Here is a 25371-nt window from a genome sequence, read left to right as displayed (position 1 = left end):
ACATGGATGCATAACCTTGCTGTTAACCTAGAGCGCAGTGCTGCGCTGTTTCCAAATAAACGTGCGCTACAGATGGGTACTCAAGCCATGAGCTACCAAGTGCTCAATCAGTTGTCGAATAAAGTTGCGCTGCAACTGAAGCAGTTGGGGCTCGAAAAAGGCGACAAAGTTGCGCTTTCTTGTCCGAACATACTTTACTTTCCAATTGCCTATTATGGGATCTTAAAAGCAGGTTGTGTTGTGGTACCTCTGAATGTGTTATTTAAGTCTAGAGAGGTGGCTTATCACCTCAAAGACTCCGATGCCAAAGCGTACCTTTGCTTTGATGGCACTCCAGATTTACCTATTGGTGATTATGGTCGAGCTGGGTTTGAGCAGGTCGAGACTTGCCAGCATTTTGTTGCTATGCCAGGAGACGACCAAACGAGTGAATACTCCTTCAATCAATGGCTTCAAAGTGAACTGAGCGATTTTGAGTCCGTCTCGTGTAATGGTGACGACACGGCCGTTATTTTATATACCTCGGGTACGACAGGCCAACCCAAAGGTGCTGAGCTGTCACATACCAATATGATGACCAACGCGATGTCATCACAGTATCTGTTGCGACTAGAGCACAGTGATACCACAATGATCACCTTACCCCTTTTCCACAGTTTTGGACAAACCGTGATGATGAATACGGCGGTATTGACGGGTGCGGATATGGTGCTGATACCAAGATTTGAACCAAAATCAGTACTAGAGGAAATCGTTGAGCATGGTGTGACTATCTTCGCTGGGGTGCCAACCATGTATATCGCTCTACTCAAAGCAGGAGAGCAGCTACCGGAGCATTGTGAACAAGTAAAAAATAGCTTGCGACTCAGTGCCTCCGGTGGTGCCTCTTTGCCGGTAGAAGTGTTGCGCCAGTTTGAATCACGATTTGAGGTGCCAATTTTGGAAGGGTACGGACTGTCTGAAACAGCGCCTGTGGCAACCTTTAACCATTTAGATAGTGAACGCTTACCCGGTAGTGTCGGCCAGCCTCTTTGTGGGCATATGGTTAAGATAGTCGATAGCCTAGGTGAGAAACTCGCAACAGGGGAGCTGGGTGAGATCTGCATTAAGAGCCCAAGTGTGATGAAAGGCTACTACCAAAGACCTCAAGCGACCGAAGAGGCGCTGAAAGATGGGTGGTTCTTCTCTGGTGATATTGGCCGACTCGATGAACACGGCAATCTGTTCATTGTCGACCGAGTCAAAGATATGATCATTCGCGGTGGCTATAACGTTTATCCGCGTGAAATTGAAGAAGTGCTCATGTGTCACCCTGAGGTTGAAATGGTAGCCGTCGTAGGTGAGCAAGATGATGTTTTAGGTGAGGAGATTCATGCTCACGTCGTTTTACGCGACAGTTCCGATGTTCGTGGAGAACAGCTAGTCGCTTGGGCAAAAGAGCAGTTAGCAGATTACAAGTATCCGCGCCGAGTCTTTGTCCGAGCGTCGTTACCAATGACGGCAACCGGAAAGATTCTTAAACGCGAACTTCACCCACTTAGTGTCGAGGAACTGGTGGATGGACAGTTATGATTTCATTATTGTTGGTGGCGGCTCAGCGGGTTGCGTGCTAGCCGCTCGTCTGTCCGAAGACCCCAATACCAGTGTTTGCCTGTTGGAAGCTGGTGGTAAAGACACCAGCCCCTTTATCCATACTCCGGTTGGTATGGTTGCCATGATGCCGACAAAATACAATAACTGGGGATTTGAAACAGTGCCGCAGCCGGGGCTCAATGGACGTAAAGGTTATCAGCCAAGGGGTAAAACGTTGGGTGGTTCTAGCTCAATTAACGCCATGATGTATGCCCGTGGACACCGTTATGACTATGATTTGTGGGCAAGCTTAGGCAACGAAGGCTGGAGCTATGATGAGTGTTTACCTTACTTCAAAAAAGCCGAACATAACGAAGTCCATCATGATGAGTTCCATGGTCAAGGTGGGCCGCTGAATGTTGCTGATCTGCGTTGCCCAAGTGAGATGTTAGAGAAGTATCTACAGGCATGTGAGTTGATTGGTGTGCCGCGTAACAAAGATATCAATGGTTCAGCTCAGTTTGGCGCGATGGCCACCCAAGTGACTCAGCTAAATGGTGAGCGTTGTAGCGCCGCTAAAGCCTATCTTACTCCCAATATATCTCGACCTAATCTGACGGTAGTGACTAAAGCCACGACACATAAAGTCTTGTTTCGCGATAAGCGAGCGATCGGTGTGGAGTATGGTTTGGCGGGAAAACGCTTCCAGATTAAGTGCCGCAAAGAAGTGATCCTTTCGGCTGGCGCATTTGGTTCGCCACAACTCCTATTGCTTTCCGGTGTGGGTCCTAAACAAGAGTTGGACAAACACGGCATTTATCAGGTTCATGAACTGGCTGGTGTCGGTGAGAACTTGCAAGATCATATTGATCTGATCCATTCCTATAAATGCAGTGCAAAGAAGTCGACATTTGGTGTATCACTTCAAATGGCCGCGGAGATGAGCAAGGCGCTTCCTGAATGGCGGCGTCATCGGAGCGGAAAACTAACCAGCAATTATGCTGAGGGAATAGGGTTCTTTTGCTCAGATGATGATGTGAAAATTCCGGATGTTGAATTTGTTTTCGTTGTCGCTGTGGTTGACGACCATGCTAGGAAAATCCACTTAAGTCATGGATTCAGTAGCCACGTCACCTTGCTGCGGCCTAAGAGCAAAGGCACGGTGAAACTAAGAAGCGCAGATCCGTACGACTCTCCCCGCATTGATCCCGCGTTTTTTAGCCATCCTGATGATATGCCTGTCATGATTAAGGCGTGGAAAAAACAGCATCAAATGTTAGAAAGTGAGGCGTTTGACGATGTACGAGGAGAAAGCTTCTATCCTGTCGATGCAAGTGATGATAAAGCGATAGAGCAAGATATTCGTAATCGCGCTGACACTCAGTATCATCCCGTCGGAACCTGTAAAATGGGGACGGAGCAAGACCCACTCGCTGTGGTAGACAACCATCTTTGTGTCTACGGATTAGAGGGCTTAAGAGTGGTTGATGCCTCAGTTATGCCCACTTTAATCGGTGGAAACACCAATGCGCCTACGATAATGATTGCCGAAAAAGTGGCGGATAAAATTAAGTTAAAGTACGGCTTGTGCAAAGAGCATATCGGCGAGCGTTTGGCTTAATAGCTGAACTAAAGCGATTAAAAAACCCGCATGTAGCGGGTTTTTGTTATTAGGGGTTTAGCTCGTCACTTCTTTGGCAAAGATACCAAATTGCCTCGCCGCATACGCGACACGTTCAGCAGGTTTTGGATATTCGATACCCAGACCTAAGTTTTCAATGTGATGAAGCCTTGGCAACAAACCAGCGCCATTAGCAATTTGAATTGCCAGACCCGGACGAGCATTGAGTTCAAGTACCATTGGCCCTTCTTCTTTATCGAGCACCATATCGGTACCCATATAACCAAGCCCTGTCATTTCCCAAGCACTAGAAGCTAACGTTAATAAGCGCTCCCAATGTGGAACTTGCAGTGTAGCAAGCTCTTTGCCAGTGTCTGGATGGTGGGTGATTGGTTGGTCAAACTGAACCGCTCTAACCGCGCGTCCGGTTGCGATATCAATACCGACACCAACTGCGCCTTGGTGTAAGTTAGCCTTACCGTCTGAAGCGGCAGTAGAACAACGCATCATCGCCATCACAGGGTAGCCTTTGAAAACAATAATACGCACGTCCGGTACACCTTCATAACTAAAGCCGTCAAAGCAGTCATCAAACTTGATTAAGTTTTCAACCACGGCTACGTCATTTTTACCACCAAGCGAAAAAAGTCCGGCCAGTGCGTTACTGATATGGCGTTCGACGTCTTCTTGATTAATGGTTGCACCAGAAGGTTTGGTATAAACGCCATCTTTGTGTGATGTGATTACCAGAATGCCTTTGCCACCACTCCCTTGAGCAGGCTTGATAACAAAGCCCGGCCAATCTTTTACCATCTTATGAATGGTTTTTACTTCAACTTGGCTACTGATCACGCCTATCAATTCTGGTGTGGTCGCGCCATGTTGTTGGGCAATGATCTTGGTTTTGAGCTTATCATCAACCAGTGGGTACTTTGAGCGGTCATTATACCGCCCAATGTAACTGTGGTTGCGCTGGTTCATCCCCATAATACCTTTATGGTGAAGCTTACCAGGGGTTGTAAATTGCGAGGTAAAACGTGAAAACATGTTTAGTCCTCCGCAAGTGGTTTAAAGCGACGAAGCTCAGTTAGGCGATAACCTGTGTAAGTACCTAATAGTAGAATGCCACCTAAGACAATCAACTGTAGGCCAATAAAGTTAAACGTAAGGTGCTGAATGAATGGGTTTGTCATTGCTAGATAAACCAATACAGCGGTAAGTAGCGAGCCGCCACCTTGAAGCACCACTTCTTTCGCCCCTTCTTCTTCCCAAAGAATCGACATACGCTCAATCGTCCAAGAAAGAATGATCATAGGGAAGAAGGTAATCGATAGACCTTCAGTCAGGCCAATCTTGAACGCAACAACGGTAAAGACCGAGATGATCATAATCACCGTGATAATTACTGCTGAGATCCTCGCCACGAGCAACAAGTTAAGCTTGGAGAGATAACTACGAATAACCAAGCCTGTGCCGACAATCAGTAGGAAGCCGACAATACCTGTAACTAGTTGTGTTTGTACAAACGCCACAGCAATCAGGACTGGCATGAAGGTACCAGACGTTTTCAAGCCAATAATTACTCGCAAGAAAACAACGATAAGCGCACCAATCGGAATAAGCATGATGGTTTTAAACATGGCTTGTTCTTCAAGAGGTAGGCTATGGATTGAGAAGTTAAGTAGCCCGTCAGCTTCTACTTTATCTTGAGTTGCTTGTGATGGTGTCACATCTTGCGCAATCATTGAGAAATGCACTTGGCTGTTTTGACCGCCGATCAAATCAAGCAGTGACACGTTAGATTCATCCCAAACAAGGATATTCTCTTTGATCACTTGGTTAGCGTTATTCGGATTAAACAAGATCCAGTTTTCACCATTCCAAACTTGGTTCATTTGCTGAATAGTTTGGCGGCGACGACCATCTTCTAGCTCGATCACACCAACTACTTTGCTTGGGATTTTCGCGTAAGCAAGGATCTTATCGACAGCATCAACTTTCGACATACGGTTGAGAATCAGAGAAGCGTTTTGGCTGTCTGAGTCATTGAGTGATTTAATCAGTTCACGTGTGAAAGTGATGTCGTCTGCAGAGCGTTCATTGGCACGCTCAATAAGAGCGATTGCTGCAGCTTCAACAGGGCCATCGAAGGTAGGAGGGTTAATCTCATCGTTCGGTGCGATAGGCTCAACGCTTGCTTGAGGGTCAACAAGGAACTGAGTTTTGTAGTAGATGGTTTGTGGTCCCGTCGCATTGCGTATAGACCACTCAGCTCGGCGTCCAGTATCCGTTTGAATGTAAGAGACGCCATAACCTGGCGAAGAAGAAGATTCATTAATCAGGGTAAAACCAGTTTGGGTGTGGGGTGCTGCTAAAGAGGCTTTTACTGGTTTACCTTGGCCATTAAACTCGACGCGCGCTTCAATGTCCCAGACTTGTCGAGTTTCACCTGGTGTCCATGGAACACCGTAGTTTTGGTGACGAAAGATACTTAAAGCAATACCAGCTGAAATGATCAACGCAACTGATATATAAAAAGGAATTTTGGACGTCATAAGCCTACGCTACCTTATTGTTTCTGAGGAACTTCCGTGTGTATGTATTTTTTACTTACATCAACCACTGCGATATCACGGATAAACTCGCGACCTAAGAGTACAGGATGACTCATTTGCGAGCGATCTGCCAAGGTAAATTGCGCTTTTTCATGGATTTTTCCGAGTTTGACCCACAATTCAACTACAGCGCGACGTTCGACTTCTTCATTCGTTGACTGACGGATTTTTACAAAGCGAATAATTGGCGCTTCGATCCAGTTTGTGTCGTTGAGTTCTTTCTCTCCATCAGAGAGGTGAAAACGAACCCAATTTTTGCCATTGCGCTCGAACTGTTCTATATCGATAGCGTTTAATGAAGACGTGGCCGCTCCTGTGTCGACTCGGGCATCAAAAGACTGTTTGATTGAGTCGATCGTGACTTTCTCAACTTCACCTAACACGATTTCATGGCTTGGTGTGGTTTCAACAGGTGCAGCAGCAGGGATGACAACTGGGTCTGGCTTTTTGCGCACTTCTTCTAATGCTTCTGATTTGAACGCCGCGAGTTTTTTCTCAAGTTCATGAACTTGGTCTTCGAGACTTTCTATATAGTCAGACTGATTACTTAACTGTAAGTTTAGGTTTGTATATTGGTTGGTTAGATTTGTTTCTGAAGCTTGAATGGCGGCTAACGTTTCTTGGTGGTATTGCTCACTATTTGTAAGCGTACAACCAGACAGCAACATTAGTGCCACGATAGGGGTAAATCTTGTCAACATTGATAAACCTAAAAGTAATTAAAACAATAGATAAATAAGAAGTTTAGCGTAATAAATTTGTCACAAACAAGCAGCGAATTGTGTCAGATTCTCAATAAAACGATTTAAAGAGGCTTACGCTTAAAAAAACAAGGATGCGATGCATCCTTGGTATTGTATTGGGGATTGCGTGTCCGCGAAATGATTTCCCGTGTGAGTTGAGTTAACTCTCTGTCAATTCGCGACTATTTTATGGCTTAGTTGCTACTAAAACCGCTCGGCGAGGAGCTGGGTGACCTTCGACTGTTTTTGTCGGGTCGTTCGGGTCTAAGTAGTCAGGCAGTGAATTGTGTGTCATCCACTCAGTTGTTCGTTGTTCGCCTGTGGTTGTCACGTTCTCATCCACAATACGCACATTTTCAAAGCCGACGTTTTCTAGCCAGACTTTGAGTGCTTTTGCTGATGGGAAGAAGTAGACGTTGCGCATTTGAGCATAGCGGTCCACTGGAACAAGCACTGAAGTTTCATCACCTTCAATGACCAGTGTTTCAAGTACCAGTTCGCCACCAGAAACCAACTGGTTCTTCAGTTGGATAAGATGATCAAGCGGTGAACAGCGGTGGTAAAGCACACCCATGCTAAATACAGTATCAAACGCTTCGAGCTTAGGTAGTTGCTCGATGCCAAGTGGTAACAAGTGCGCGCGCTGGTCGCCACCCATTAATTTACGAATAGCTTCGAATTGGATTAAAAACAGATGTGAAGGATCAATGCCCACAGTCAGTCGAGCACCTTCACCAAGCATGCGCCACATGTGGTAGCCATTACCACAGCCAACATCCAACACGCTGCGGTTTTTTAGCGGAGAGATATGTGGCAGCACTCGATCCCATTTCCAGTCACTGCGCCACTCAGTATCAATATGAATACCATGAACCGTGTATGGGCCTTTACGCCAAGGGTGGAAAGTGCGAAGTAGACTTTCGAGCTTTTTTAGTTCGCCGCTATGAAAAGGGGTATCGTTAGCCAGCACAACCGCATTTTTAATATCAATTTGGTCTGGGTGACCTTCTGGGATCTTGTTAAGTGCTTTTAGCCAGCGACCAAAATCACCATGTTCTGCGTTTTGCCAATCTGTTAGCTGTTGAGGTAAGACATTCAGCCAAGGTTGAAGACGCGTGTCTGGGGCAATTAACTGATAAAAATTGGCAAAGTTAAACATAGTTTTTCACTGATAATAAATTGATAATTTGACACGAGATGAGCGCAAACCAACACTTCTCTCGCTTCTCGCTTCTCGCTTCTCGCTTCTCGCTTCTCGCTTCTCGCTTCTCGCTTCTCGCTTCTCGCTTCTCGCTTCTCGCTTCTCGCTTCTCGCTATTTTATCGCGAACATCGAACCAAAGTTAAAGCACTGGAACCAGACATCGTAGCTGCTAAAGCCGATTTTAGCGAAGCGCTCTTTGTGCTCTTTTTTCGAGTCCGGGCGCATCACATTCTCAATCGCGCTGCGCTTTTGGCTGATTTCTAGTTCGCTATAGCCATTGGCCCGTTTAAAGTCGTGATGTAAATCGATCAGCAGCTCATTCGACACTTGATCTTCAAAGACAAACTTCTCTGAAAGAATCAAAATCCCACCTGGGCGAAGACCTGCATAGATCTTTTCGAGCAAGGTGTAGCGATCTTCTGGTGATAAGAACTGAAGCGTAAAGTTAAGTACGACGACAGAAGCATTGTCGATTTCGATATCGCGAATGTCTGCTTCGACGACATCAACAGGGGTATCGCTACGATAAGCGTTAACGTGCAGTTTGCATCGCTCAACCATTGCTGAAGAGTTATCGACGGCGATAATCTGACAGCCTTCTTGATTGATGTGACGACGCATAGAAAGTGTCGCCGCCCCAAGAGAACAGCCTAAGTCATAGATATTGGAATGCGGCTTTACAAAGCGTTCAGCCAGCATGCCGATAGCAGAAATAATATTGCTGTAGCCAGGTACTGAGCGTTGAATCATGTCTGGAAATACTTCCGCAACACGTTCGTCGAAGGTGAAATCCCCAATTTTATCGATTGGAGCCGAAAAAATAGTATCTGGATTGCTCTTAGGGTTCATAACTCAGTTCTCTCAACGTGAGATGCCGTGCTCTCAAGTCTACAGCCATTAAAAAGGCGCGTATTTTATGTGAATTTCGCGCCTCTGTCATGTATTGAGCATAGATGGACTAAAACATCTGTATCTGTGTGTTGCCATCTACTGCAGGAAAGTCATTTAAGTCGGGCAGTTTTACCGTTTCTTGCAACTGTTTATAGAGATTAGCGGCCAGTTCGGGCGCGACGATATTATCCGCTGTATGAATCATCACATAGGGCTGTTTGCCTTGTTCGATCCACTGAGGAATTTTACTCAGCCAAGGGGTAAAGAAGTCGTAATTTTTCTCTTCTTGAGGATGGCCGATAAAGCGAATCATAGGATTGTCTGACGTTGCAATGGCATGAACGGGCACTTTTGGTTTCTTTTGCTGAGCGTCGATAATGGCTTCATTGTCTGGCTTAGCTGCAAAGACAGGGCGACTGTCCATGATGATGCGATCGTACCCTCGCTCAATGAGCCAAGCATTAAGCGCTTTTTCGGCATCGCCTTTGGCAAAAAAGGCAGGATGACGAACTTCAATACCAATAGGGTAGTGAGGTGGAAACAGAGCGCAAAATTGCTTGAGGTTTTCTAGGTGTTCAGGGCCAAAGGCAGCAGGCAGTTGGATTGTCCACTGACCGATACGCTCATGCAGTGGCTCCATAATCGCCATAAAGCTTTTTAGCTCAGCCTGACAGCCACGCAGCATTTGCTGGTGAGTGATGCTTTGCGGCAGTTTGAAGGTAAAACGAAAATCATCATGTGTTGCCGCTCGCCAGTTGTTGACCGTGACACTGTTCGGTGTGGCGTAAAAGGTCGTGTTTCCTTCTACCGTATGAAAAACACTGGCGTATTTTTCCAATCTTTCATTTGGCTTGGTGCCACTGCCATAAAAGCTCTGCTGCCAATTGTTGTGTGACCACATAGTGAGCCCGAGCCTGATGGGTAAACTGTCCATATTCGCTGCAACATTCTTTAGTTTGAATCGGTTGAATGAGAGTTTTGCTGAACCACCCAGATTAGGGCTATAATCAGCGCCAATTTTTTCATATTGCTGCTGTTTTACGCCTTTGTTGGTTTAAAAAGCATCAATAGATGATAAATCGCAATAAATTGTACGCTAGGTAGTCGATCTCGACCCACTTTCAGCGTATAAATGGAACTTTGCTCTATCGGTAAACTTAACACCGATAGATAGTAATCAACAAATTTTAAGAGATTGGGAAATTCATTATGCGTACCCATTACTGTGGTCACCTGAACAAGTCCCTTGCAGGACAAACTGTAGAACTTTGCGGCTGGGTTAACCGTCGTCGTGATTTAGGCGGTCTTATTTTTATCGATATGCGAGATCGTGAAGGCGTTGTTCAGGTTGTTGTCGATCCAGATATGGCTGATGCGTACGAAGTGGCTAACACGCTGCGTAATGAATTCTGTATCAAGCTAACTGGTGAAGTGCGTGTTCGCCCAGATAGCCAAGTAAACAAAGATATGGCAACGGGTGAAGTTGAGATCATCGCCAAAGGTCTTGAGATCATCAACCGCGCAGACGTGCTACCACTAGACTTCAACCAGAAGAACTCTGAAGAGCAGCGTCTAAAGTATCGTTACCTAGATTTGCGTCGCCCTGAAATGAGCGATCGCATCAAGCTGCGTGCTAAAGCTTCTAGCTTTGTTCGTCGTTTCCTAGATGACAATGGTTTCCTAGACATTGAAACGCCAGTACTGACTAAAGCGACGCCTGAAGGTGCACGTGACTACTTGGTGCCAAGCCGTGTTCACAAAGGTAGCTTCTACGCACTTCCACAGTCTCCACAGCTATTCAAACAGCTGCTAATGATGTCTGGTTTTGACCGTTACTACCAAATCGTTAAGTGTTTCCGTGATGAAGACTTACGTGCTGACCGTCAGCCAGAATTCACTCAGATCGATATCGAAACGTCATTCATGACGGCTGACGAAGTTCGTGCAACCACTGAGAAAATGGTTCGCGATATGTGGCAAGAGCTACTAAACGTAGACCTAGGTGATTTCCCTGTAATGCCATTCTCTGAAGCGATCCGTCGTTTCGGTAGCGATAAGCCAGATCTACGTAACCCACTAGAGCTTGTTGATGTTGCTGACCTAGTGAAAGACGTAGAATTCAAAGTATTCTCAGGCCCTGCAAACGATGAGAAAGGTCGTGTTGCAGTAATTCGTGTACCAGGTGGTGCTAAGCTAACTCGTAAGCAAATTGACAGCTACGGTGAGTTCGTAGGTATCTACGGCGCGAAAGGTCTTGCTTGGATGAAGGTTAATGACCGCGCTGCAGGTATGGAAGGTATCCAATCTCCAGTGGCTAAATTCCTAAGTGAAGATGTTATCAACGGCATTCTAGATCGCACTCAAGCTGAGTCAGGCGACATCATTCTATTCGGCGCAGATAAAGCAAACACAGTTGCAGAAGCAATGGGTGCGCTACGTCTGAAACTAGGTAAAGATCTAGAGCTAACAGACGAAAACGCATGGGCACCGCTATGGGTTGTTGACTTCCCAATGTTCGAAGAAGATGACGAAGGCAACCTGCACGCAATGCACCACCCATTCACATCACCTCTAGGCGTGAATGCAGAAGAGCTAAAAGCAAACCCAGCGGCAGCGAACTCTAACGCATACGACATGGTTCTAAACGGCTATGAAGTTGGTGGTGGTTCTGTTCGTATCCATAATGCAGAGATGCAAGCAGCCGTGTTCGATATTCTAGGTATCGATGCAGAAGAGCAGCAGCTTAAGTTTGGTTTCCTACTGGATGCACTTAAGTTCGGTACACCTCCTCACGCAGGTCTAGCATTCGGTCTTGACCGCCTAGTGATGCTGCTATGTGGTACAGAGAACATCCGTGATGTTATCGCGTTCCCTAAAACAACAGCGGCTGCGTGTCTACTAACAGATGCTCCAAGTGTTGCTAACCCAGCTGCGCTTGAAGAGTTAGCAATTGCAGTGAAACTAGCAGAGAAGAAAGAAGATTAGTTCTTTGTTCTAGCGAATAGCTAAATAAAAACGGCGCTTCAATTGAAGCGCCGTTTTTTGTTTGAGGAGGAACGGACTGCGTCCTATGGGAGTTGGGAACGGACTATGTCCTATGGAACGCTTCGCCCGCGAGAATTTAGAATGGACTTAGCGCTTTGAGATAAAGGTTGAAGTTGTACGTTAACCTTTAGAATTATCCCGCATCCCGCATCCCGCATCCCGCATCCCGCATCCCGCATCCCGCATCCCGCATCCCGCATCCTAAATCTCTATCTCTATCTCTTTCCACTCACCTGGCTGCAAATCTTCGAGCTTAATCTCTCCCATCGAATAACGAATCAATCGTAGAGTAGGGAAGCCAATATTAGCGGTCATGCGGCGCACTTGGCGGTTGCGGCCTTCAATAATGGTGATTGATAGCCATGTGGTTGGAATGTTGGCTCTGAAGCGAACTGGCGGGTTACGCTCCCACACTTGAGGTTCTTCCATCACTTCAACTTTGGCCGGAAGTGTCATGCCATCCTTTAGCTCTACGCCTTTTCGGAGCTTGTCTAAGTCCGATTCTGATGGTGCTCCGTCAACTTGCACCCAATAAGTCTTTGGTGATTTAGATGTAGGTTGAGTCAGCTTGGCTTGCAAGATGCCATCATTGGTTAGAACTAATAGGCCTTCGCTATCTCTATCAAGTCTACCTGCGGCGTAAACATCTTTGACGGTAATAAAGTCGGCTAAGGTTTTTCTGCCATCACCATCAGTGAATTGGCTTAGAGTGTCATAAGGCTTATTGAACACGATCACCTTACGATCTTCAGGTGCGATCTTGGGTTTAGTACTCGTCGGTTTTCTACGATTTTTAGAGGAATGTTTATTCACTCCTTTCGCTGAAGAGGGACGTTTAAAACCGGAATTCCCGCGACGTGATGAAGAGGGTTTAGAGTCACGTTGTGAACGTGGCGACATGTTAACTACCTTGCAAAAATGTAAACGAAGTGTGGGTAAAACTTTTAACGAGATGCGGAATAAGCTACCATTTGCGCGCCCGAAAACAGGATTGGCGAACAAGATAATAGACTATTCTTTCAATTTTGTTTAATTATAACTAATCGCTCTCAAGGATGTCGCTGACTAAGTGACGAAAACAAAAAGAGACGGACAAATCGCAACAAGTGAGGGGATTATTCATAACTTGTTAGCGGACACACACATAGGACCTACACTCAACAGGTCCGGTTAGAACAATAGGGAAATTTCATGCCTACAGAAAAACCTACAATTATTTACACTATTACTGATGAAGCACCTGCGCTAGCAACTTACTCACTACTACCGATTATTCAATCATTTACTGCTTCTTCAGGTATCAATGTCGACACTCGTGATATCTCTCTAGCTGGGCGTATTATTGCAAACTTCCCAGAGCACCTAACAGACGAGCAACGCATTGGTGATGCACTAGCTGAGCTAGGCGAATTGGCAAAAACACCAGAAGCAAACATCATTAAGCTGCCAAACATTTCAGCGTCAATTCCTCAGTTGAAAGCAGCGATCAAAGAGCTACAAGACAAAGGTTACAACCTACCTAACTACCCTGAAGAGCCAAGCACGTACGAAGAAGAAGCAATCAAAGCAACGTACGACAAGATCAAAGGTAGTGCAGTAAACCCAGTACTACGTGAAGGTAACTCTGACCGTCGTGCTCCACTTTCTGTAAAGAACTATGCGAAGAAGAACCCACACTCAATGGGTGCATGGTCAGCGGATTCTAAGTCGCATGTTTCTAGCATGTCTGGCAACGATTTCTTCGGTAGCGAAAAATCGCACACTGTAGAAGGCGCGACAGAGGTTAAGATCGAGTTTGTTGCAGCAGACGGTGCAGTAAAAGAGCTTAAAGGCGCTTTCCCACTGCAAGATAAAGAGATCATCGATTGTTCAGTAATGAACAAGAAAGCACTGGTTGAGTTCTTCGAAGCACAAATCGCTGAAGCAAAAGAGCAAGACGTTCTGCTGTCTCTGCATATGAAAGCGACCATGATGAAAGTGTCTGACCCAGTAATCTTTGGTCATGCGGTTAAGGTTTACTACAAAGACGTTTTCGCGAAATACGGTGATGTATTCGAGAAGCTAGGTGTTGATGTCAACAACGGTATTGGTGACGTTTACGCGAAGATTCAAGCGCTTCCTGCTGCTCAAAAAGAAGAGATCGAAGCTGCACTACAGGCGGTATACGAAACTCAGCCACCGCTAGCAATGGTTGATTCAGACCGCGGTATCACCAACCTACACGTACCAAGTGACATCATTGTTGACGCATCTATGCCTGCAATGCTTCGTTCATCTGGTCAAATGTGGGGCCCAGATGGCAAGCAGAAAGATACCAAAGCAATGATCCCTGATCGTAGCTACGCTGGTATCTATCAAGCAGTAATCGACTTCTGTAAAGAAAATGGTGCGTTCGATCCTACCACTATGGGTAGTGTACCGAATGTGGGCCTAATGGCTCAGAAAGCAGAAGAGTACGGTTCGCACGACAAGACTTTCATTCTAGATACGGCAGGCACTGTTCGAGTGGTTGACGCTTCTGGTGCGGTGCTACTTGAGCAATCTGTTGAGGAAGGCGATATCTTCCGTATGTGTCAGGTTAAAGACGCACCGATTCAAGATTGGGTGAAACTAGCGGTAACTCGCGCTCGCGCAACAGGTGTACCAGCAGTATTCTGGTTAGATGAAAACCGCGCACACGATGCTCAGCTAATCAAGAAAGTGAACGCCTACTTACCGAACCACGATACTTCAGGTCTAGAGATTAAGATCCTAGCGCCGCTAGAAGCGTGTCAGTTCTCTCTTGTTCGAATCAAGCAAGGTCAGGATACAATTTCAGTGACTGGTAACGTACTACGTGACTACCTAACCGACTTGTTCCCAATTCTAGAGCTTGGTACATCGGCTAAGATGCTATCGATTGTTCCACTAATGAATGGTGGCGGCCTATTTGAAACAGGCGCTGGTGGTTCTGCACCTAAGCACGTTCAGCAGGTTGAAAAAGAGAACCACCTACGTTGGGATTCTTTAGGCGAGTTCCTAGCGCTAGCGGCTTCTCTAGAGCACCTAAGCACTGTAACTGGTAACGCGAAAGCGCAAGTTTTGGCTGACGCACTAGATAAAGCGACGGGTGACTTCTTAGATAACAACAAGTCGCCATCACGCCGTGTGGGTGAGTTAGATAACCGTGGTAGCCACTACTACCTAGCAACATACTGGGCACAAGCGCTAGCTGCGCAAACAACGGATGCTGATCTTGCTGCTGAGTTCGCTCCGATTGCACAGGCACTTTCCTCAAACGAAGAGAAGATTGTTGCTGAGCTAAACGGCGCACAAGGTGTTGCTGGTGAACTAGGTGGTTACTACGCCCCTGAGTTTGATAAGGCTGCGCCTCTGATGCGTCCGAGTGCGACACTCAATGGCGTTATCAACGGCTAATCCAAGCTGCATAAATAACAAAACCCGCCATCTGGCGGGTTTTTTAGTTTTTAAACGATTTAAAATTTGTTTAAGTAGGCAGCGGTTATTTTGCTGGTTGAGCCTCAACCGGAACCACAGAGCTAGCGTGGTAGCCTTTAGGTCCTTCTTCCACTTCAAAACTCACTTGTTGGCCAGCTTTCAGAGTACGATAACCGTCCATTTTAATGGTGGAGTAGTGCGCGAACACGTCACCATCTTCTCCCTCTGGACAAATAAAACCAAATCCTTTGGCGTTGTTAAACCATTTTACTGTACCTGTAGCCATGCTATACATCCCTCATGCATATTGTTACTGATGTTGTTTAAGTGCTTACATTGAATCCTTGTAAACAGAAAGTGAATTATCATTCAGCCGCTGCCAAATTTTTAGTCACTATTTGACCAATGTAGCCAATGATTGGTCACAGTCAATAGGAAAAAGGTATTATAGTCTACATATTTGCAAACAAATCACTTTTGAGATTTACATTTTTGCAACTTGCAAACTACTCAATTGAGCCCAAGTATAGACGCCGTGAATGGTTTTTGGTTTCTTTTTAATCAATTAGATACAGCTCTTCCGATAAGTGAAATCTTTTATTTGCAGCGACTCAAATGCTGCATTAGTCTCTAAGTAAGGACAAAATTTTTTAGAAGTATTTTGTTCTAAATAGTAAGAACTAAATTCAAAACTTTCGCTCCATGAAGTGGTAAAATTAACAGAGACAAAAACATTAACAACGATGAGTCATGAGCAAACATTTTGAATGGGTCACTCCCGGATCCGATCTGCTGGAGTTAGAAAAAACAAAAGTTAAGCCACCATCTATGTATAACGTCGTGTTAAATAACGATGATTACACTCCGATGGACTTTGTGATTGAAATCCTAGAGCGCTTTTTTTCTATGGATATCGACAAGGCGACACAAGTGATGCTCAAGGTGCATTATGAAGGCAAGGCAATTTGTGGCACGTATACTGCAGAAGTTGCTGAGACGAAGGTAGCGCAAGTTACTATGTATTCTAAAGAGAATGAGCATCCTTTGCTTTGTACAATGGAACAAGCATAACGCTTGTTCGAGCAACCTAAGTTGTTCTTAAAGGAGGTACTTATGCTGAATAAAGAATTGGAGTCGAGTCTGAACGGCGCATTTGCTCGCGCTAGAGACAAAAGACATGAGTTTATGACCGTCGAGCACCTCCTGTTAGCATTGCTAGAAAACGATGCTGCGCGAGAGGCCCTGCAAGCGTGTCAGGCAGATATCGAGGCCCTTCGCGGCGAACTCGATGTATTCATTGATCAAACTACACCTCTTATCCCAGAAAACGACGAAACTCGCGAAACGCAACCCACTTTGAGTTTCCAACGCGTTTTGCAAAGAGCTGTGTTCCATGTTCAGTCATCAGGACGCAGTGAAGTCACAGGTGCAAATGTGCTGGTGGCTATTTTTAGTGAACAAGAATCTCATGCGGCTTACCTTCTTAAGAAAAATGATATCAGTCGCTTAGATATTGTTAATTTCATCTCTCATGGTATTACCAAAGCCTCTAGCTCAGGCGACGAGCCTTCTTCTTCAGATTCCTTTGGTAGTGAGAGCGTTGAAGAAACCAGTTCAGAAGAACGTCTAGAAAGCTTCGCAACCAACTTGAACCAGCTCGCTAAACAAGGCCAGATCGACCCACTGATTGGTCGTGACAAAGAGTTAGAGCGCACTATCCAAGTATTATGTCGCCGCCGTAAAAATAACCCGCTTCTTGTCGGTGAAGCCGGTGTGGGTAAAACGGCTATTGCTGAAGGTCTTGCCTGGAGAATTGTAGAAGGCCAAGTACCTGACATTATCGCCGATAGCGTTATCTACTCGTTAGATATCGGCTCTCTTCTTGCGGGCACTAAATATCGTGGTGATTTCGAGAAACGCTTTAAGGCCATTTTGAAGCAGCTTGAAAAAGAAGAAGATGCAATTCTATTTATCGACGAGATCCACACAATTATCGGTGCGGGTGCGGCTTCTGGTGGTCAAGTTGATGCGGCCAACTTAATTAAACCTCTACTAAGTAGCGGTAAGTTACGCTGTATCGGTTCGACAACTTATCAAGAGTACAGCAACATCTTTGAGAAAGAACGCGCGCTATCTCGACGCTTCCAGAAGATTGATATTGTTGAGCCATCTCTAGATGACACCACTAAAATTCTGATCGGGCTGAAGCCTAAGTATGAAGCTCACCATGAAGTTCGCTACACCAATAAAGCACTTCGCGCTGCGGTTGAGCTTTCTGCCAAATACATCAATGAACGTCATTTGCCTGATAAAGCGATCGATGTGATTGATGAAGCGGGCGCACGTAGTCGTCTAGCACCAGCGAGTCGTCGTAAGAAAACAGTTGGCGTAGCCGATATCGAGGCGATGGTCGCTAAAATGGCTCGTATCCCAGAGAAATCGGTTTCATCTTCAGATAAAGAGATTCTGCAAAATCTTGATGAGAAGATGAAGATGCTGGTGTTTGGGCAAGACGATGCGATTGATGTGCTCAGTGAAGCGATTAAGCTGACTCGTGCAGGTCTTGGTGCTGATAATAAGCCAGTAGGCTCATTCTTATTTGCAGGTCCTACAGGGGTGGGTAAAACAGAAGTCACCGTGCAGCTTTCTAAGTTACTAGGTATCGAGCTACTTCGCTTCGATATGTCTGAGTATGGCGAGCGTCACTCAGTTAGCCGCTTGATTGGTGCGCCTCCTGGTTATGTTGGTTATGATCAAGGCGGTCTGCTCACTGACGCGGTTATCAAACATCCTCACTCTGTTGTGTTACTTGATGAGATTGAGAAAGCTCACCCAGATATCTTTAATCTGCTATTGCAGGTCATGGACAACGGTACACTGACTGACAACAACGGTCGTAAAGCGGATTTCCGCAACGTTATTGTCGTAATGACGACGAACGCGGGCGTTCAGATGACCGAGAAGAAATCGATCGGCTTGATCCAACAAGATCACAGTCACGATGCTATGTCTGAAATCAAGAAGGTATTTACCCCAGAGTTCCGTAACCGTCTGGATAACATCATCTGGTTTAACAGCTTAGATGAGCATGTAATCCACCAAGTTGTCGATAAGTTTATCGTAGAGTTGCAAGCTCAGCTTGATGTACGTGGCGTGTCGCTTGAAGTATCAGATGATGCTCGCCACTGGTTAGCGCTGAAAGGTTATGACAAGGCGATGGGTGCTCGCCCAATGGGTCGAGTGATCCAAGATCAGGTTAAGAAGCCTTTGGCTAACGAACTGCTGTTTGGCTCTTTGGTTGATGGTGGTACAGTGAAAGTTGACCTCAAAGGCGATGAGCTCAAGTTTAAATACTTAAGCGAGAAAGAAGCCGCTATTCATTAACCATCTTAGATAGGTAAACCTAAGCCGGAGCAACTGCTCCGGCTTTTTTATGGGTGTCGAATCAAGTGCCCGTGGGGGGGCTTGCTAACTAAAATTCACAATTGCCTAAAATTAATCCTCCAGATATCATTATTGATTTAAATCAACAAAATTACAATTAAGATATAATCGAAAATGTCTCTTAAAGCACCGGAAAATAAGGGTTCTAGCCAATTGTGTTTCATAAATGATTTATTTTATGCGGTTTGGTTTCATTTTGGGGTTTAATTGATGCCTTTGTTAGTTTAATATGGTCCTTAAGATAACTTTTCGACGAAACTCCTAGCTAACAGCTCCGAGATTCAAGGACATGTGCGACAAAGTCACTATCAATTTTATTCATCTATGACATATGTTGCTCATAGTCGCTTGGGGTAATCCTTATGAAAAACAAATTTGCAAAAACTCTAGCTACCTTATCGCTAACCGCTATTGCTGCTTCTGTTGCCATATCTGCTCATGCATCAGAAGATAATACACCAGATCCGAGTGACCTGACTAAAGTTAACTCGTTTGCATTTGGTACGGTGGATAATGATGGCACACTAAAAGGTATGGTTGGTATTGCTGGTGCGTACAGTGAGGGTAACAACTTCATCGGTCTGGTAGAGCACGGCTCGGCGACGAAAAACAATGCAATAGGTAAGAAAGATCAGAATTCACGTTTACGTTACTTTCAGGTGCTAGACACTGGATTAGATGCGATGCCTCAAGCAGGTTTCTCGGTTGATTATATGAAAGGCTGGGAAAAGTCGAATGGTATCGGTAGCGATATTGTTGCACTGGGCGCAATTGCGAAAGTCACCACTCCGTGGGAAAGCTTATCTATCTTCCCAAATGTGGCTTATGTCGCGGGTTCTGCGCAGGGTGAAGATGTTGAAGACAAAACTAAAGCAGATTTATCGGGGTATCAAGTAAACTTGTTTGGCTCTTTGTCGATTGGTGAAAAGGGTCAATACGTGGTATTCCAGCCGCAATTTATGCATCTTGATGGCAAATTTAAAGATGCCATTAATCAGAAGCTAGATGCGAATGTTTTTAAAGTAAAAACGGGTTATGGTCAGCCAATTTCTACTGATGGTAAGTGGTGGATTGAAGCGTCACATACCTACACTCGCTCAGATATGGAAGTTAAGCAGATTAAATTTTCTGAAAAAGATCATGACCATAAATTTGAAGTGGGCGTCTCTTACTACTTCTAATCGAATACGAGGCCTACCAGTTAGGCCTCATCTCTTTTCTAGCCAAATACTTGCCTTACTACACGGTAAGACGAATCAACCTCTTCAGGCACCTCTTGCTCTATCTGGAAGCCTTTCGCCGGATATGTTTTTATTCTTTCGAAGTCACCAAGCATAGCTGTGACGACCATATCCAAATCGATCTCGTCATTGAAATAGTCCCAAAACGAAGTTTTTGGCGAGGTAACGCAAACATGTTGGTAAGAGTCAGGCCATTGTTTGGCAAACGTTGCGTATGTACGCCTTTCCATATAGGGCTTCTGGACTAAAATGAACGACTTAAAATCTTCACCTGATTTCTTCATTAGCTGATAGGTAAGCTGTACGTTCTCTCCAGTATTTGTCGCTTTGTCTTCGATAAGGATACTGTCTGCAGGCACACCCATATCACGTGCCACGTTGGCAAAGGTTTGTGCTTCGGTTGATTCAAACAAACCTTCGGTGAGGCGTCCGACACCTCCAGAGAAAACGAGCTTTTTAGCCCATCCTTGTAGAAACAGTTGAGCGGCATACTCTGCGACTCTTATATCATTGCTACCCAACACAAAAATACAGTCCGATTTTTTTAGCGTGTGGCTGAGCTGCATATAAGACCAAAGTCGTTCAATGTGTTGATATAGTTTTAGCTGACTCATGAATTGCCCCTTGGTCGTTTAACCAACTCTAATGTGTGCTGGTAGTGAAAGCGATAGCCTAGGTTTACCAACTTATTGGCGACAATTTTTTTGTCCGGATGCTGGGTAATGGGCGGCAGGGGGTCGGTCGAACCGACACTATTTAAAGCCGCTTGATAAAACTCTGCTTTGCTCACTGTGTTAGGCGTCGTCGCGTTAACGACTTCAGAAGAATTGTTCAACGCCATAAAACTGACTGCGCCAATCGCGTCTTGTAAGTGAATCATGTTGGCAGGGGCCAGTTCGCTGACTTGTTTTAGTTTGCTAGCAAACCGAGAAGGGTGACGGTCTGGGCCAACCAATCCGCTGCATCGCACAATGGCAAACTTCAGCCCCGAGCTTATCAGCGCATTCTCGGCTTGAAGCATAATGGTGGCGTTGTCGCTAAAATCAGGGTTGCCTTCAGCGATGGCAAGGGAGGCGTCGTCTTCGGCCATGTCAGTGGCAAGGCTAGGGTATACAGTGGTTGAACTAACCATGATTACGCGAGACACACCGTTCTGTTTTGCAGCTTCAATCAGCGCTTTCCATTGAGTGACGTATTGCTGCCCACCGCCTTTACGAAATCCTGGAGGAAAACAGCCTATGACAATTTCGCTAGGGGCATTAATCAGGTGCGAGCCAAGTTCTGCTTCCCCATTATTGAGATCGCATTTAAAACCTTCGAGCCCCTCTTTTTTTAGCTCGTCAACGCCCTCTGAGGTGGTTTTACTCACATATACTTTATGGCCGATAGACGTTAAATACTGAGCTAAAGGCTTTCCAAGCCAACCGCCTCCGACAATTGAGAGTGTTTTCATTCCTGCGTCCTTGATAGTAGCTTACGTAATTCACTGCGTAAGAGTTGGTGTATCGGTTTAAAGCCGTAGCCTTGATGCTGTATTACGTCGACATTCGCTTGCCAGCAAAGCTGTTCATAGCGCACTGGAATTCGGGTTATTTTTCCACTCTCCTCATACGCAGAAGCGATATGAGTAGGTAAGAATCCCCATCCAAATCCTTTACTGATTAATTCCAATAGTACGTAGTAGCTATCTGCATACCATAGCTCTGGACTATGAGCTTGCTGGAATCCACTTACTTTGGCATTTCTTGAGCGTAACAACAACTGCCTATGAAGCAAGAGTTGGTCGATGTTCTCGGAGAGCTGATTTGTAAGTGGATGTGTTTGACCAACATAGAGGTCAAATTCAATGTGACCGACGGATTCAAAGTCGATGTTGGGTGGAAGTTCTATCTCTGAAAATACCAGACCAGTCGTAACACGCTTTTCGGCGACTAGTTCGATAATATCGATACTGGAAGCCACAAGAATTTCTACTTTGAGATTTGGAAACGTCGAGGATACGGTCTCTAGTGCGTGCGAGAAATTCTCTACGGGTATACCTTCGTCGATGGCGATGCTGATGCTCGACTCTTCGTCCTTAAATAGTGAGGCTGAGCACTCTACTAAGCGCTTATGCTGCTTTAGTGTGGCGTTGGCATGAGGAAGCAGCTTTTTACCTTCCTCGGTTAGCGCAGGGTAGCGCCCGTCTCGGCTAAACAGTTCAACGCCACAATCGAGTTCAAGGTTCATAATATGCTGGCTGATGGCGGATTGAACTTTCCCCGACTTTCGTGCGGCTGCTGAAAAGGAGCCAGTTTCAACGGTGGCAACAAAAGCCTCTAACTGCTCAATACTAAACATATCGATTTTACTGATGGTATCTAACTTTTAAGTATCTCAATTATAGATGAATATACGCCCACTGTTTGTGATTAAAGAGAGAAAATATTATGCAAACTAAAGAACGTATCTTCCACGCACTGTTTTTTGAGCTGATTGCTCTAGCACTAATCATTCCCGTAGCGTCTATGTTTTCAGGCAAAGGGGCGAGTGAGCTGGTTGTGGTTGGCGTCGGGCTGAGTTTGTTTACCGTAGTGTGGAACTATTTTTACAACATTGGCTTTGACCGTCTATGTAAAACGCCTAGATCAGAACGCTCACTATCAACCCGTATTTGGCATACGGTCGGCTTTGAGGGAGGATTGATTTTCATTACTTTGCCGACAATAGCTTGGTTCCTAAATATTACTTACTTCCAAGCACTTATACTTGAAGCAGGATTTCTCGTATTCTTTTTCTTTTACGCGACTGGCTTCAACTGGCTCTACGATCGTCTTCAACCATACAAATGGTGTTTTGAGCGTGCCTAGATAAATAAACCACTGTGCCTATTATTAACTATGTGGGTGGTGTCTGCCTGCGAGTTAGAGGTGAGCATGAAGTGGTTGTTAGCGGTAGTACTCATTGTCAGCGTGTTTCCTAGTGGGGCGACTCAGCGAGTCTATATGACGTCTCTAGAGTGGCCCCCTTATTCAGGAGAAGAACTCGAAGGATATGGCCTGTCTGTTGCAGTTGCGCGCGAAGCGTTTGCGGCAATGGGGTATGAGCTTGTTATCGAATTCAAACCTTGGGTACGTGCTGTCGCGCTCGCCAGCAAAAGCGATAAGTATGTTGGCTACTTTCCAGAATATTACTTTAACACCGACGAGTTTGTTTTCTCAGACTCTATTGGCAGCGGGCCGTTAGGATTGGTTGAGAACATCAAGTTTCCGATTGAGTGGAGTTCATTGGAAGATCTAACCTTATACCGAATTGGTGTTGTTCAAGGATATGTGAATACGGCTGAGTTCGACTTGTTGGTTGAAGAGGGAATGATTCAGGTAGAAGCGTCAGCTAATGATATACGCAACATCTATAAAGTGGCTAAAGGACGACTCGATGCCGCGGTTATCGACTCAAATGTACTCGACTATCTCATTGGCATTGATCCTAGATCAGACATGCTAGGTAATCGCGTTAAAATGAACAGCCGCTTGCTTGAGAGCAAAGAGCTGTATTTGGCATTCAAAAACACGCCAGAGGGGCACAACTGGCGTGATGTATTTAATGAAGGTTTAAAGAAAATTGATGTTTCCTCTATTGTTGAGAGATATAACCGCTATCTCTCGACAACCAAAGGCATCAATTCTCCAATTGTGCCTTTTCGCGCTAACTAGAAAGGACTCTTAGCGCTTTATCTGCGTGTTCCGCCATTTCGATACCTTCATCGGTCAGGTAGCCGCCGTCAGGTAAGGTACACAACCCTTTTTCGTAAAGGCGTTGAACTGCCGCCTGCATCTCTTCAGTCGCTTCATGATGAACCTTAATACCCGTCGCAGCGCTGCTGATGTCAAACTGGAGTAATAGGTTTAGTTCAGACATATGTTCAGGCGTAAATTTCATATTTGAATCCTTTTCGAAAGTACTGATTTCAACTTAATCATGAAGTTACAAATCGGCAATGTTACGAGTTGAGAAGTGTTAGCTAAGCCTTACTTTCGCTATAGGAATCGCTAGGATTGATTAGGAGTTGTTCAATCGCATTGTGAATAGATCAGAATCAAAGATTCTTATCTGTTTTTGTTGGTTAGTAGCACGTAGAGTATGTCTTAATGCCGATAATGAATAATAATGGCTATTAATATGAAAAATAAGACTAAAGTCGTATTAGAACCAAAAATCGAGACTAATTTTGTTTTTAATTTATTGATATGAAAGAATCTTTCTCTCATTATTGAAAACTAATTTAGCAAATTTTAGTCGTTGATTTTTAGACTTTGGCGCGAGTTTTCTTTCAATTAATAACATTTTGTTCTGTGAGGTTAATTAACGCTTGTATTTGAATAAAAATCGAGTAATTATCCGCCTCCACTAATCCACTTGTTGCAAAATGTTTCACCCATGATGAACTTAAACCACCAGTTTGATTCTCTACTTCCACCACAAATGGCTGAGCGCGCTGCTGAAATCGGCGTAGGCAAAGCGACCAAAGATCCGGTTAAATCTTTTCTATTAGCTATTTCAGCAGGTATTCATATTGGTATCGCTTTCGTCTTCTATACCATAGTGACGACAGGTGCTGGAGACTTACCTTGGGGAATTACACGTCTACTCGGTGGGTTAACCTTTAGCTTAGGGTTGATTCTAGTGGTCGTGACAGGCGGTGAACTGTTTACTAGCTCGGTGCTGACTTTAGTCGCACGCGCAAGTGGCAAAATCTCTTGGAAAATGCTGTTTAAGCACTGGGCAGTCGTGTATGCCGGTAACCTAGTGGGCGCTTTACTACTTGTTATCTGTATGCTTCTCACCAAGCAATACATGTTCGATCATGGCCAAGTGGGTTTGAATGCAATGGCGATCTCGCAGCACAAACTACATCACACCTTCCTTTCTGCGGTTGCGCTTGGCGTCATGTGTAATGTTCTAGTATGTATTGCGGTGTGGATGACCTTCAGTGGCCGTACGCTAACTGACAAAATCGCGGTAATGATCTTGCCAGTTGCCATGTTTGTTTCCGCAGGCTTTGAACACTGTATCGCTAATATGTTCCAAGTGCCTATGGCTATCGGCATCAAGAATTTTGCCCCAGCGGAATTCTGGCAGATGACAGGTACTAACATTGCCGATTACGCCGACCTAAATATGATCGACTTTATTACCAACAACCTGATCCCGGTGACTCTTGGCAATATCATCGGTGGTGGTGTCTTCGTTGGCATGTGGTACTGGCTCATCTACCTACGCGACTAGCTCATTCTTTACTTATTTGAAGGCTCACAAGACGTGGGCCTTTTTAATGCCAGCTATCCACTTCAGCACTAAACATCTCTTCTATCGCAACGACCTGCTCTGGTTCGTCGATCAGCCAATCTTGAGCATTGCTCAGTTCGATCTCAGCAACATCTACACAATGGGTCTTGGTTAGGTTCAGCATAACGCCCTCCTTAGGTTAGCTAGTATGAACCTAAGCGCATTGAGTGACAGTTTTATTACGCTATTCGAATTAAATTATATGCGTATGAATGCAAAGAAAATTTTTA

23 protein-coding genes are annotated in these 25371 nt (G+C 45.1%); 10 read left to right on the top strand and 13 right to left on the bottom strand.

The features are described from left to right. Nucleotides 1-6 precede the first annotated feature (6 nt). Together AC5O63_RS12945 and AC5O63_RS12940 are read left to right on the top strand one after the other, a co-directional pair. A complete protein-coding gene (locus AC5O63_RS12945) occupies nucleotides 7-1572 on the top strand; it encodes a long-chain-fatty-acid--CoA ligase (RefSeq protein ID WP_494505268.1) in 1566 nt (521 codons plus the stop codon). Beyond that, a complete protein-coding gene (locus tag AC5O63_RS12940) occupies nucleotides 1559-3193 on the top strand; it encodes a GMC family oxidoreductase (RefSeq protein ID WP_494505267.1) in 1635 nt (544 codons plus the stop codon). Before AC5O63_RS12945 ends, AC5O63_RS12940 begins: the two co-directional genes overlap by 14 nt. A gap of 57 nt (nucleotides 3194-3250) precedes the next feature. Here AC5O63_RS12940 and AC5O63_RS12935 read toward each other — a convergent pair whose 3' ends face one another. From AC5O63_RS12935 to AC5O63_RS12910, 6 genes are all read right to left on the bottom strand, one after another. Then, entirely contained in the window at nucleotides 3251-4240 is a 990-nt protein-coding gene (locus AC5O63_RS12935; RefSeq protein ID WP_004744325.1) for an alpha-L-glutamate ligase-like protein, read from the bottom strand. Between the two features lie 2 nt (nucleotides 4241-4242). Further along, nucleotides 4243-5748, bottom strand: coding sequence for an inactive transglutaminase family protein (locus tag AC5O63_RS12930; protein ID WP_494505266.1), 1506 nt, complete (start codon nucleotides 5746-5748; stop codon nucleotides 4243-4245). Nucleotides 5749-5762: 14 nt separating this feature from the next. Next, nucleotides 5763-6509, bottom strand: coding sequence for an ATP-dependent zinc protease family protein (locus AC5O63_RS12925; RefSeq protein WP_494505265.1), 747 nt, complete (start codon nucleotides 6507-6509; stop codon nucleotides 5763-5765). A 229-nt stretch (nucleotides 6510-6738) separates the two neighbouring features. Continuing rightward, the gene (gene cmoB / locus AC5O63_RS12920; RefSeq protein ID WP_494505264.1) at nucleotides 6739-7710 is read right to left on the bottom strand and encodes a tRNA 5-methoxyuridine(34)/uridine 5-oxyacetic acid(34) synthase CmoB; all 972 of its coding nucleotides are present in this window, start codon (nucleotides 7708-7710) and stop codon (nucleotides 6739-6741) included. A 155-nt stretch (nucleotides 7711-7865) separates the two neighbouring features. Beyond that, on the bottom strand, nucleotides 7866-8603 hold the full coding sequence (gene cmoA / locus AC5O63_RS12915; RefSeq protein WP_004744321.1) for a carboxy-S-adenosyl-L-methionine synthase CmoA: 738 nt from the start codon (nucleotides 8601-8603) through the stop codon (nucleotides 7866-7868). A gap of 109 nt (nucleotides 8604-8712) precedes the next feature. Continuing rightward, the gene (locus tag AC5O63_RS12910) at nucleotides 8713-9579 is read right to left on the bottom strand and encodes a DUF72 domain-containing protein (RefSeq protein WP_494505263.1); all 867 of its coding nucleotides are present in this window, start codon (nucleotides 9577-9579) and stop codon (nucleotides 8713-8715) included. A gap of 275 nt (nucleotides 9580-9854) precedes the next feature. Between AC5O63_RS12910 and aspS the strand changes: the two genes are divergently transcribed. Further along, nucleotides 9855-11630: an aspartate--tRNA ligase gene (gene aspS, locus AC5O63_RS12905; RefSeq protein ID WP_004744319.1), complete on the top strand. Its 1776-nt coding sequence runs from the start codon at nucleotides 9855-9857 to the stop codon at nucleotides 11628-11630. Nucleotides 11631-11891: 261 nt separating this feature from the next. Here aspS and AC5O63_RS12900 read toward each other — a convergent pair whose 3' ends face one another. Further along, nucleotides 11892-12590, bottom strand: a complete 699-nt coding sequence (locus AC5O63_RS12900; RefSeq protein WP_494505262.1) for a pseudouridine synthase — start codon at nucleotides 12588-12590, stop codon at nucleotides 11892-11894. 291 nt (nucleotides 12591-12881) lie between these two features. On the opposite strand from AC5O63_RS12900, the gene AC5O63_RS12895 reads away from it, so the two are divergent. Continuing rightward, a complete protein-coding gene (locus tag AC5O63_RS12895) occupies nucleotides 12882-15107 on the top strand; it encodes an NADP-dependent isocitrate dehydrogenase (RefSeq protein WP_494505261.1) in 2226 nt (741 codons plus the stop codon). Between the two features lie 85 nt (nucleotides 15108-15192). Here AC5O63_RS12895 and cspD read toward each other — a convergent pair whose 3' ends face one another. Continuing rightward, a complete protein-coding gene (cspD, locus tag AC5O63_RS12890) occupies nucleotides 15193-15414 on the bottom strand; it encodes a cold shock domain-containing protein CspD (RefSeq protein ID WP_004744316.1) in 222 nt (73 codons plus the stop codon). A gap of 464 nt (nucleotides 15415-15878) precedes the next feature. Here cspD and clpS point away from each other — a divergent pair, with 464 nt between their 5' ends. The 3 genes from clpS (at nucleotide 15879) to AC5O63_RS12875 (ending at nucleotide 19753) form a co-directional block, all read left to right on the top strand. After that, the gene (clpS, locus tag AC5O63_RS12885; RefSeq protein ID WP_004744315.1) at nucleotides 15879-16199 is read left to right on the top strand and encodes an ATP-dependent Clp protease adapter ClpS; all 321 of its coding nucleotides are present in this window, start codon (nucleotides 15879-15881) and stop codon (nucleotides 16197-16199) included. A gap of 42 nt (nucleotides 16200-16241) precedes the next feature. Continuing rightward, nucleotides 16242-18512, top strand: a complete 2271-nt coding sequence (gene clpA / locus AC5O63_RS12880) for an ATP-dependent Clp protease ATP-binding subunit ClpA (RefSeq protein WP_494505260.1) — start codon at nucleotides 16242-16244, stop codon at nucleotides 18510-18512. Nucleotides 18513-18934: 422 nt separating this feature from the next. Then, nucleotides 18935-19753 carry a hypothetical protein gene (locus AC5O63_RS12875; RefSeq protein ID WP_494505259.1) on the top strand — a complete coding sequence of 273 codons (819 nt, stop codon included), beginning with the start codon at nucleotides 18935-18937 and terminating at the stop codon, nucleotides 19751-19753. 38 nt (nucleotides 19754-19791) lie between these two features. Here the strand turns inward: AC5O63_RS12875 and AC5O63_RS12870 are convergent, their stop codons facing one another. From AC5O63_RS12870 to AC5O63_RS12860, 3 genes are read right to left on the bottom strand one after another with little or no spacing between them, the layout of a single operon-like run. Further along, nucleotides 19792-20427, bottom strand: a complete 636-nt coding sequence (locus AC5O63_RS12870) for a YdcF family protein (protein ID WP_494505258.1) — start codon at nucleotides 20425-20427, stop codon at nucleotides 19792-19794. Continuing rightward, nucleotides 20424-21266, bottom strand: a complete 843-nt coding sequence (locus AC5O63_RS12865; RefSeq protein ID WP_494505257.1) for an NAD(P)H-binding protein — start codon at nucleotides 21264-21266, stop codon at nucleotides 20424-20426. Before AC5O63_RS12865 ends, AC5O63_RS12870 begins: the two co-directional genes overlap by 4 nt. Then, nucleotides 21263-22153 (bottom strand): LysR family transcriptional regulator, encoded by an 891-nt coding sequence (locus AC5O63_RS12860; RefSeq protein WP_494505256.1) that lies wholly within the window; start codon nucleotides 22151-22153, stop codon nucleotides 21263-21265. The genes AC5O63_RS12865 and AC5O63_RS12860 overlap by 4 nt, the downstream gene beginning before the upstream one ends. A gap of 89 nt (nucleotides 22154-22242) precedes the next feature. Between AC5O63_RS12860 and AC5O63_RS12855 the strand changes: the two genes are divergently transcribed. Then, the gene (locus AC5O63_RS12855) at nucleotides 22243-22662 is read left to right on the top strand and encodes a PACE efflux transporter (protein WP_494505255.1); all 420 of its coding nucleotides are present in this window, start codon (nucleotides 22243-22245) and stop codon (nucleotides 22660-22662) included. Nucleotides 22663-22728: 66 nt separating this feature from the next. Beyond that, nucleotides 22729-23508: a substrate-binding periplasmic protein gene (locus tag AC5O63_RS12850; protein WP_171322668.1), complete on the top strand. Its 780-nt coding sequence runs from the start codon at nucleotides 22729-22731 to the stop codon at nucleotides 23506-23508. Here the strand turns inward: AC5O63_RS12850 and AC5O63_RS12845 are convergent. Further along, entirely contained in the window at nucleotides 23501-23734 is a 234-nt protein-coding gene (locus AC5O63_RS12845) for a TIGR02647 family protein (RefSeq protein WP_004744307.1), read from the bottom strand. The two genes, AC5O63_RS12850 and AC5O63_RS12845, sit on opposite strands and share 8 nt — an antisense overlap. Nucleotides 23735-24235: 501 nt before the next feature. Between AC5O63_RS12845 and focA the strand changes: the two genes are divergently transcribed. Further along, complete coding sequence (gene focA / locus AC5O63_RS12840) at nucleotides 24236-25081, top strand: formate transporter FocA (RefSeq protein WP_494505320.1); 846 nt, start codon at nucleotides 24236-24238, stop codon at nucleotides 25079-25081. A 43-nt stretch (nucleotides 25082-25124) separates the two neighbouring features. Here focA and AC5O63_RS12835 read toward each other — a convergent pair whose 3' ends face one another. Continuing rightward, complete coding sequence (locus AC5O63_RS12835) at nucleotides 25125-25265, bottom strand: hypothetical protein (RefSeq protein WP_494505254.1); 141 nt, start codon at nucleotides 25263-25265, stop codon at nucleotides 25125-25127. Nucleotides 25266-25371 lie beyond the last annotated feature (106 nt).

It is taken from the genome of Vibrio sp. SCP2 (assembly GCF_059295395.1).
This window is presented reverse-complemented; position numbering and strand designations above follow the sequence as displayed.

Coding starts and splice junctions, on each gene's coding strand:
- AC5O63_RS12895 (WP_494505261.1), top strand. CDS start 12,882: ATGCCTACAGAAAAACCTACAATTATTTACACTATTACTGATGAAGCA.
- AC5O63_RS12855 (WP_494505255.1), top strand. CDS start 22,243: ATGCAAACTAAAGAACGTATCTTCCACGCACTGTTTTTTGAGCTGATT.
- clpS (WP_004744315.1), top strand. CDS start 15,879: ATGAGCAAACATTTTGAATGGGTCACTCCCGGATCCGATCTGCTGGAG.
- AC5O63_RS12945 (WP_494505268.1), top strand. CDS start 7: ATGCATAACCTTGCTGTTAACCTAGAGCGCAGTGCTGCGCTGTTTCCA.
- aspS (WP_004744319.1), top strand. CDS start 9,855: ATGCGTACCCATTACTGTGGTCACCTGAACAAGTCCCTTGCAGGACAA.
- AC5O63_RS12910 (WP_494505263.1), bottom strand. CDS start 9,579: ATGGACAGTTTACCCATCAGGCTCGGGCTCACTATGTGGTCACACAAC.
- AC5O63_RS12930 (WP_494505266.1), bottom strand. CDS start 5,748: ATGACGTCCAAAATTCCTTTTTATATATCAGTTGCGTTGATCATTTCA.
- AC5O63_RS12875 (WP_494505259.1), top strand. CDS start 18,935: ATGAAAAACAAATTTGCAAAAACTCTAGCTACCTTATCGCTAACCGCT.
- focA (WP_494505320.1), top strand. CDS start 24,236: ATGAACTTAAACCACCAGTTTGATTCTCTACTTCCACCACAAATGGCT.
- AC5O63_RS12940 (WP_494505267.1), top strand. CDS start 1,559: ATGGACAGTTATGATTTCATTATTGTTGGTGGCGGCTCAGCGGGTTGC.
- AC5O63_RS12900 (WP_494505262.1), bottom strand. CDS start 12,590: ATGTCGCCACGTTCACAACGTGACTCTAAACCCTCTTCATCACGTCGC.
- AC5O63_RS12860 (WP_494505256.1), bottom strand. CDS start 22,153: ATGTTTAGTATTGAGCAGTTAGAGGCTTTTGTTGCCACCGTTGAAACT.
- clpA (WP_494505260.1), top strand. CDS start 16,242: ATGCTGAATAAAGAATTGGAGTCGAGTCTGAACGGCGCATTTGCTCGC.
- cmoA (WP_004744321.1), bottom strand. CDS start 8,603: ATGAACCCTAAGAGCAATCCAGATACTATTTTTTCGGCTCCAATCGAT.
- AC5O63_RS12865 (WP_494505257.1), bottom strand. CDS start 21,266: ATGAAAACACTCTCAATTGTCGGAGGCGGTTGGCTTGGAAAGCCTTTA.
- AC5O63_RS12870 (WP_494505258.1), bottom strand. CDS start 20,427: ATGAGTCAGCTAAAACTATATCAACACATTGAACGACTTTGGTCTTAT.
- AC5O63_RS12850 (WP_171322668.1), top strand. CDS start 22,729: ATGAAGTGGTTGTTAGCGGTAGTACTCATTGTCAGCGTGTTTCCTAGT.
- AC5O63_RS12935 (WP_004744325.1), bottom strand. CDS start 4,240: ATGTTTTCACGTTTTACCTCGCAATTTACAACCCCTGGTAAGCTTCAC.
- AC5O63_RS12835 (WP_494505254.1), bottom strand. CDS start 25,265: ATGCTGAACCTAACCAAGACCCATTGTGTAGATGTTGCTGAGATCGAA.
- cmoB (WP_494505264.1), bottom strand. CDS start 7,710: ATGTTTAACTTTGCCAATTTTTATCAGTTAATTGCCCCAGACACGCGT.
- cspD (WP_004744316.1), bottom strand. CDS start 15,414: ATGGCTACAGGTACAGTAAAATGGTTTAACAACGCCAAAGGATTTGGT.
- AC5O63_RS12845 (WP_004744307.1), bottom strand. CDS start 23,734: ATGAAATTTACGCCTGAACATATGTCTGAACTAAACCTATTACTCCAG.
- AC5O63_RS12925 (WP_494505265.1), bottom strand. CDS start 6,509: ATGTTGACAAGATTTACCCCTATCGTGGCACTAATGTTGCTGTCTGGT.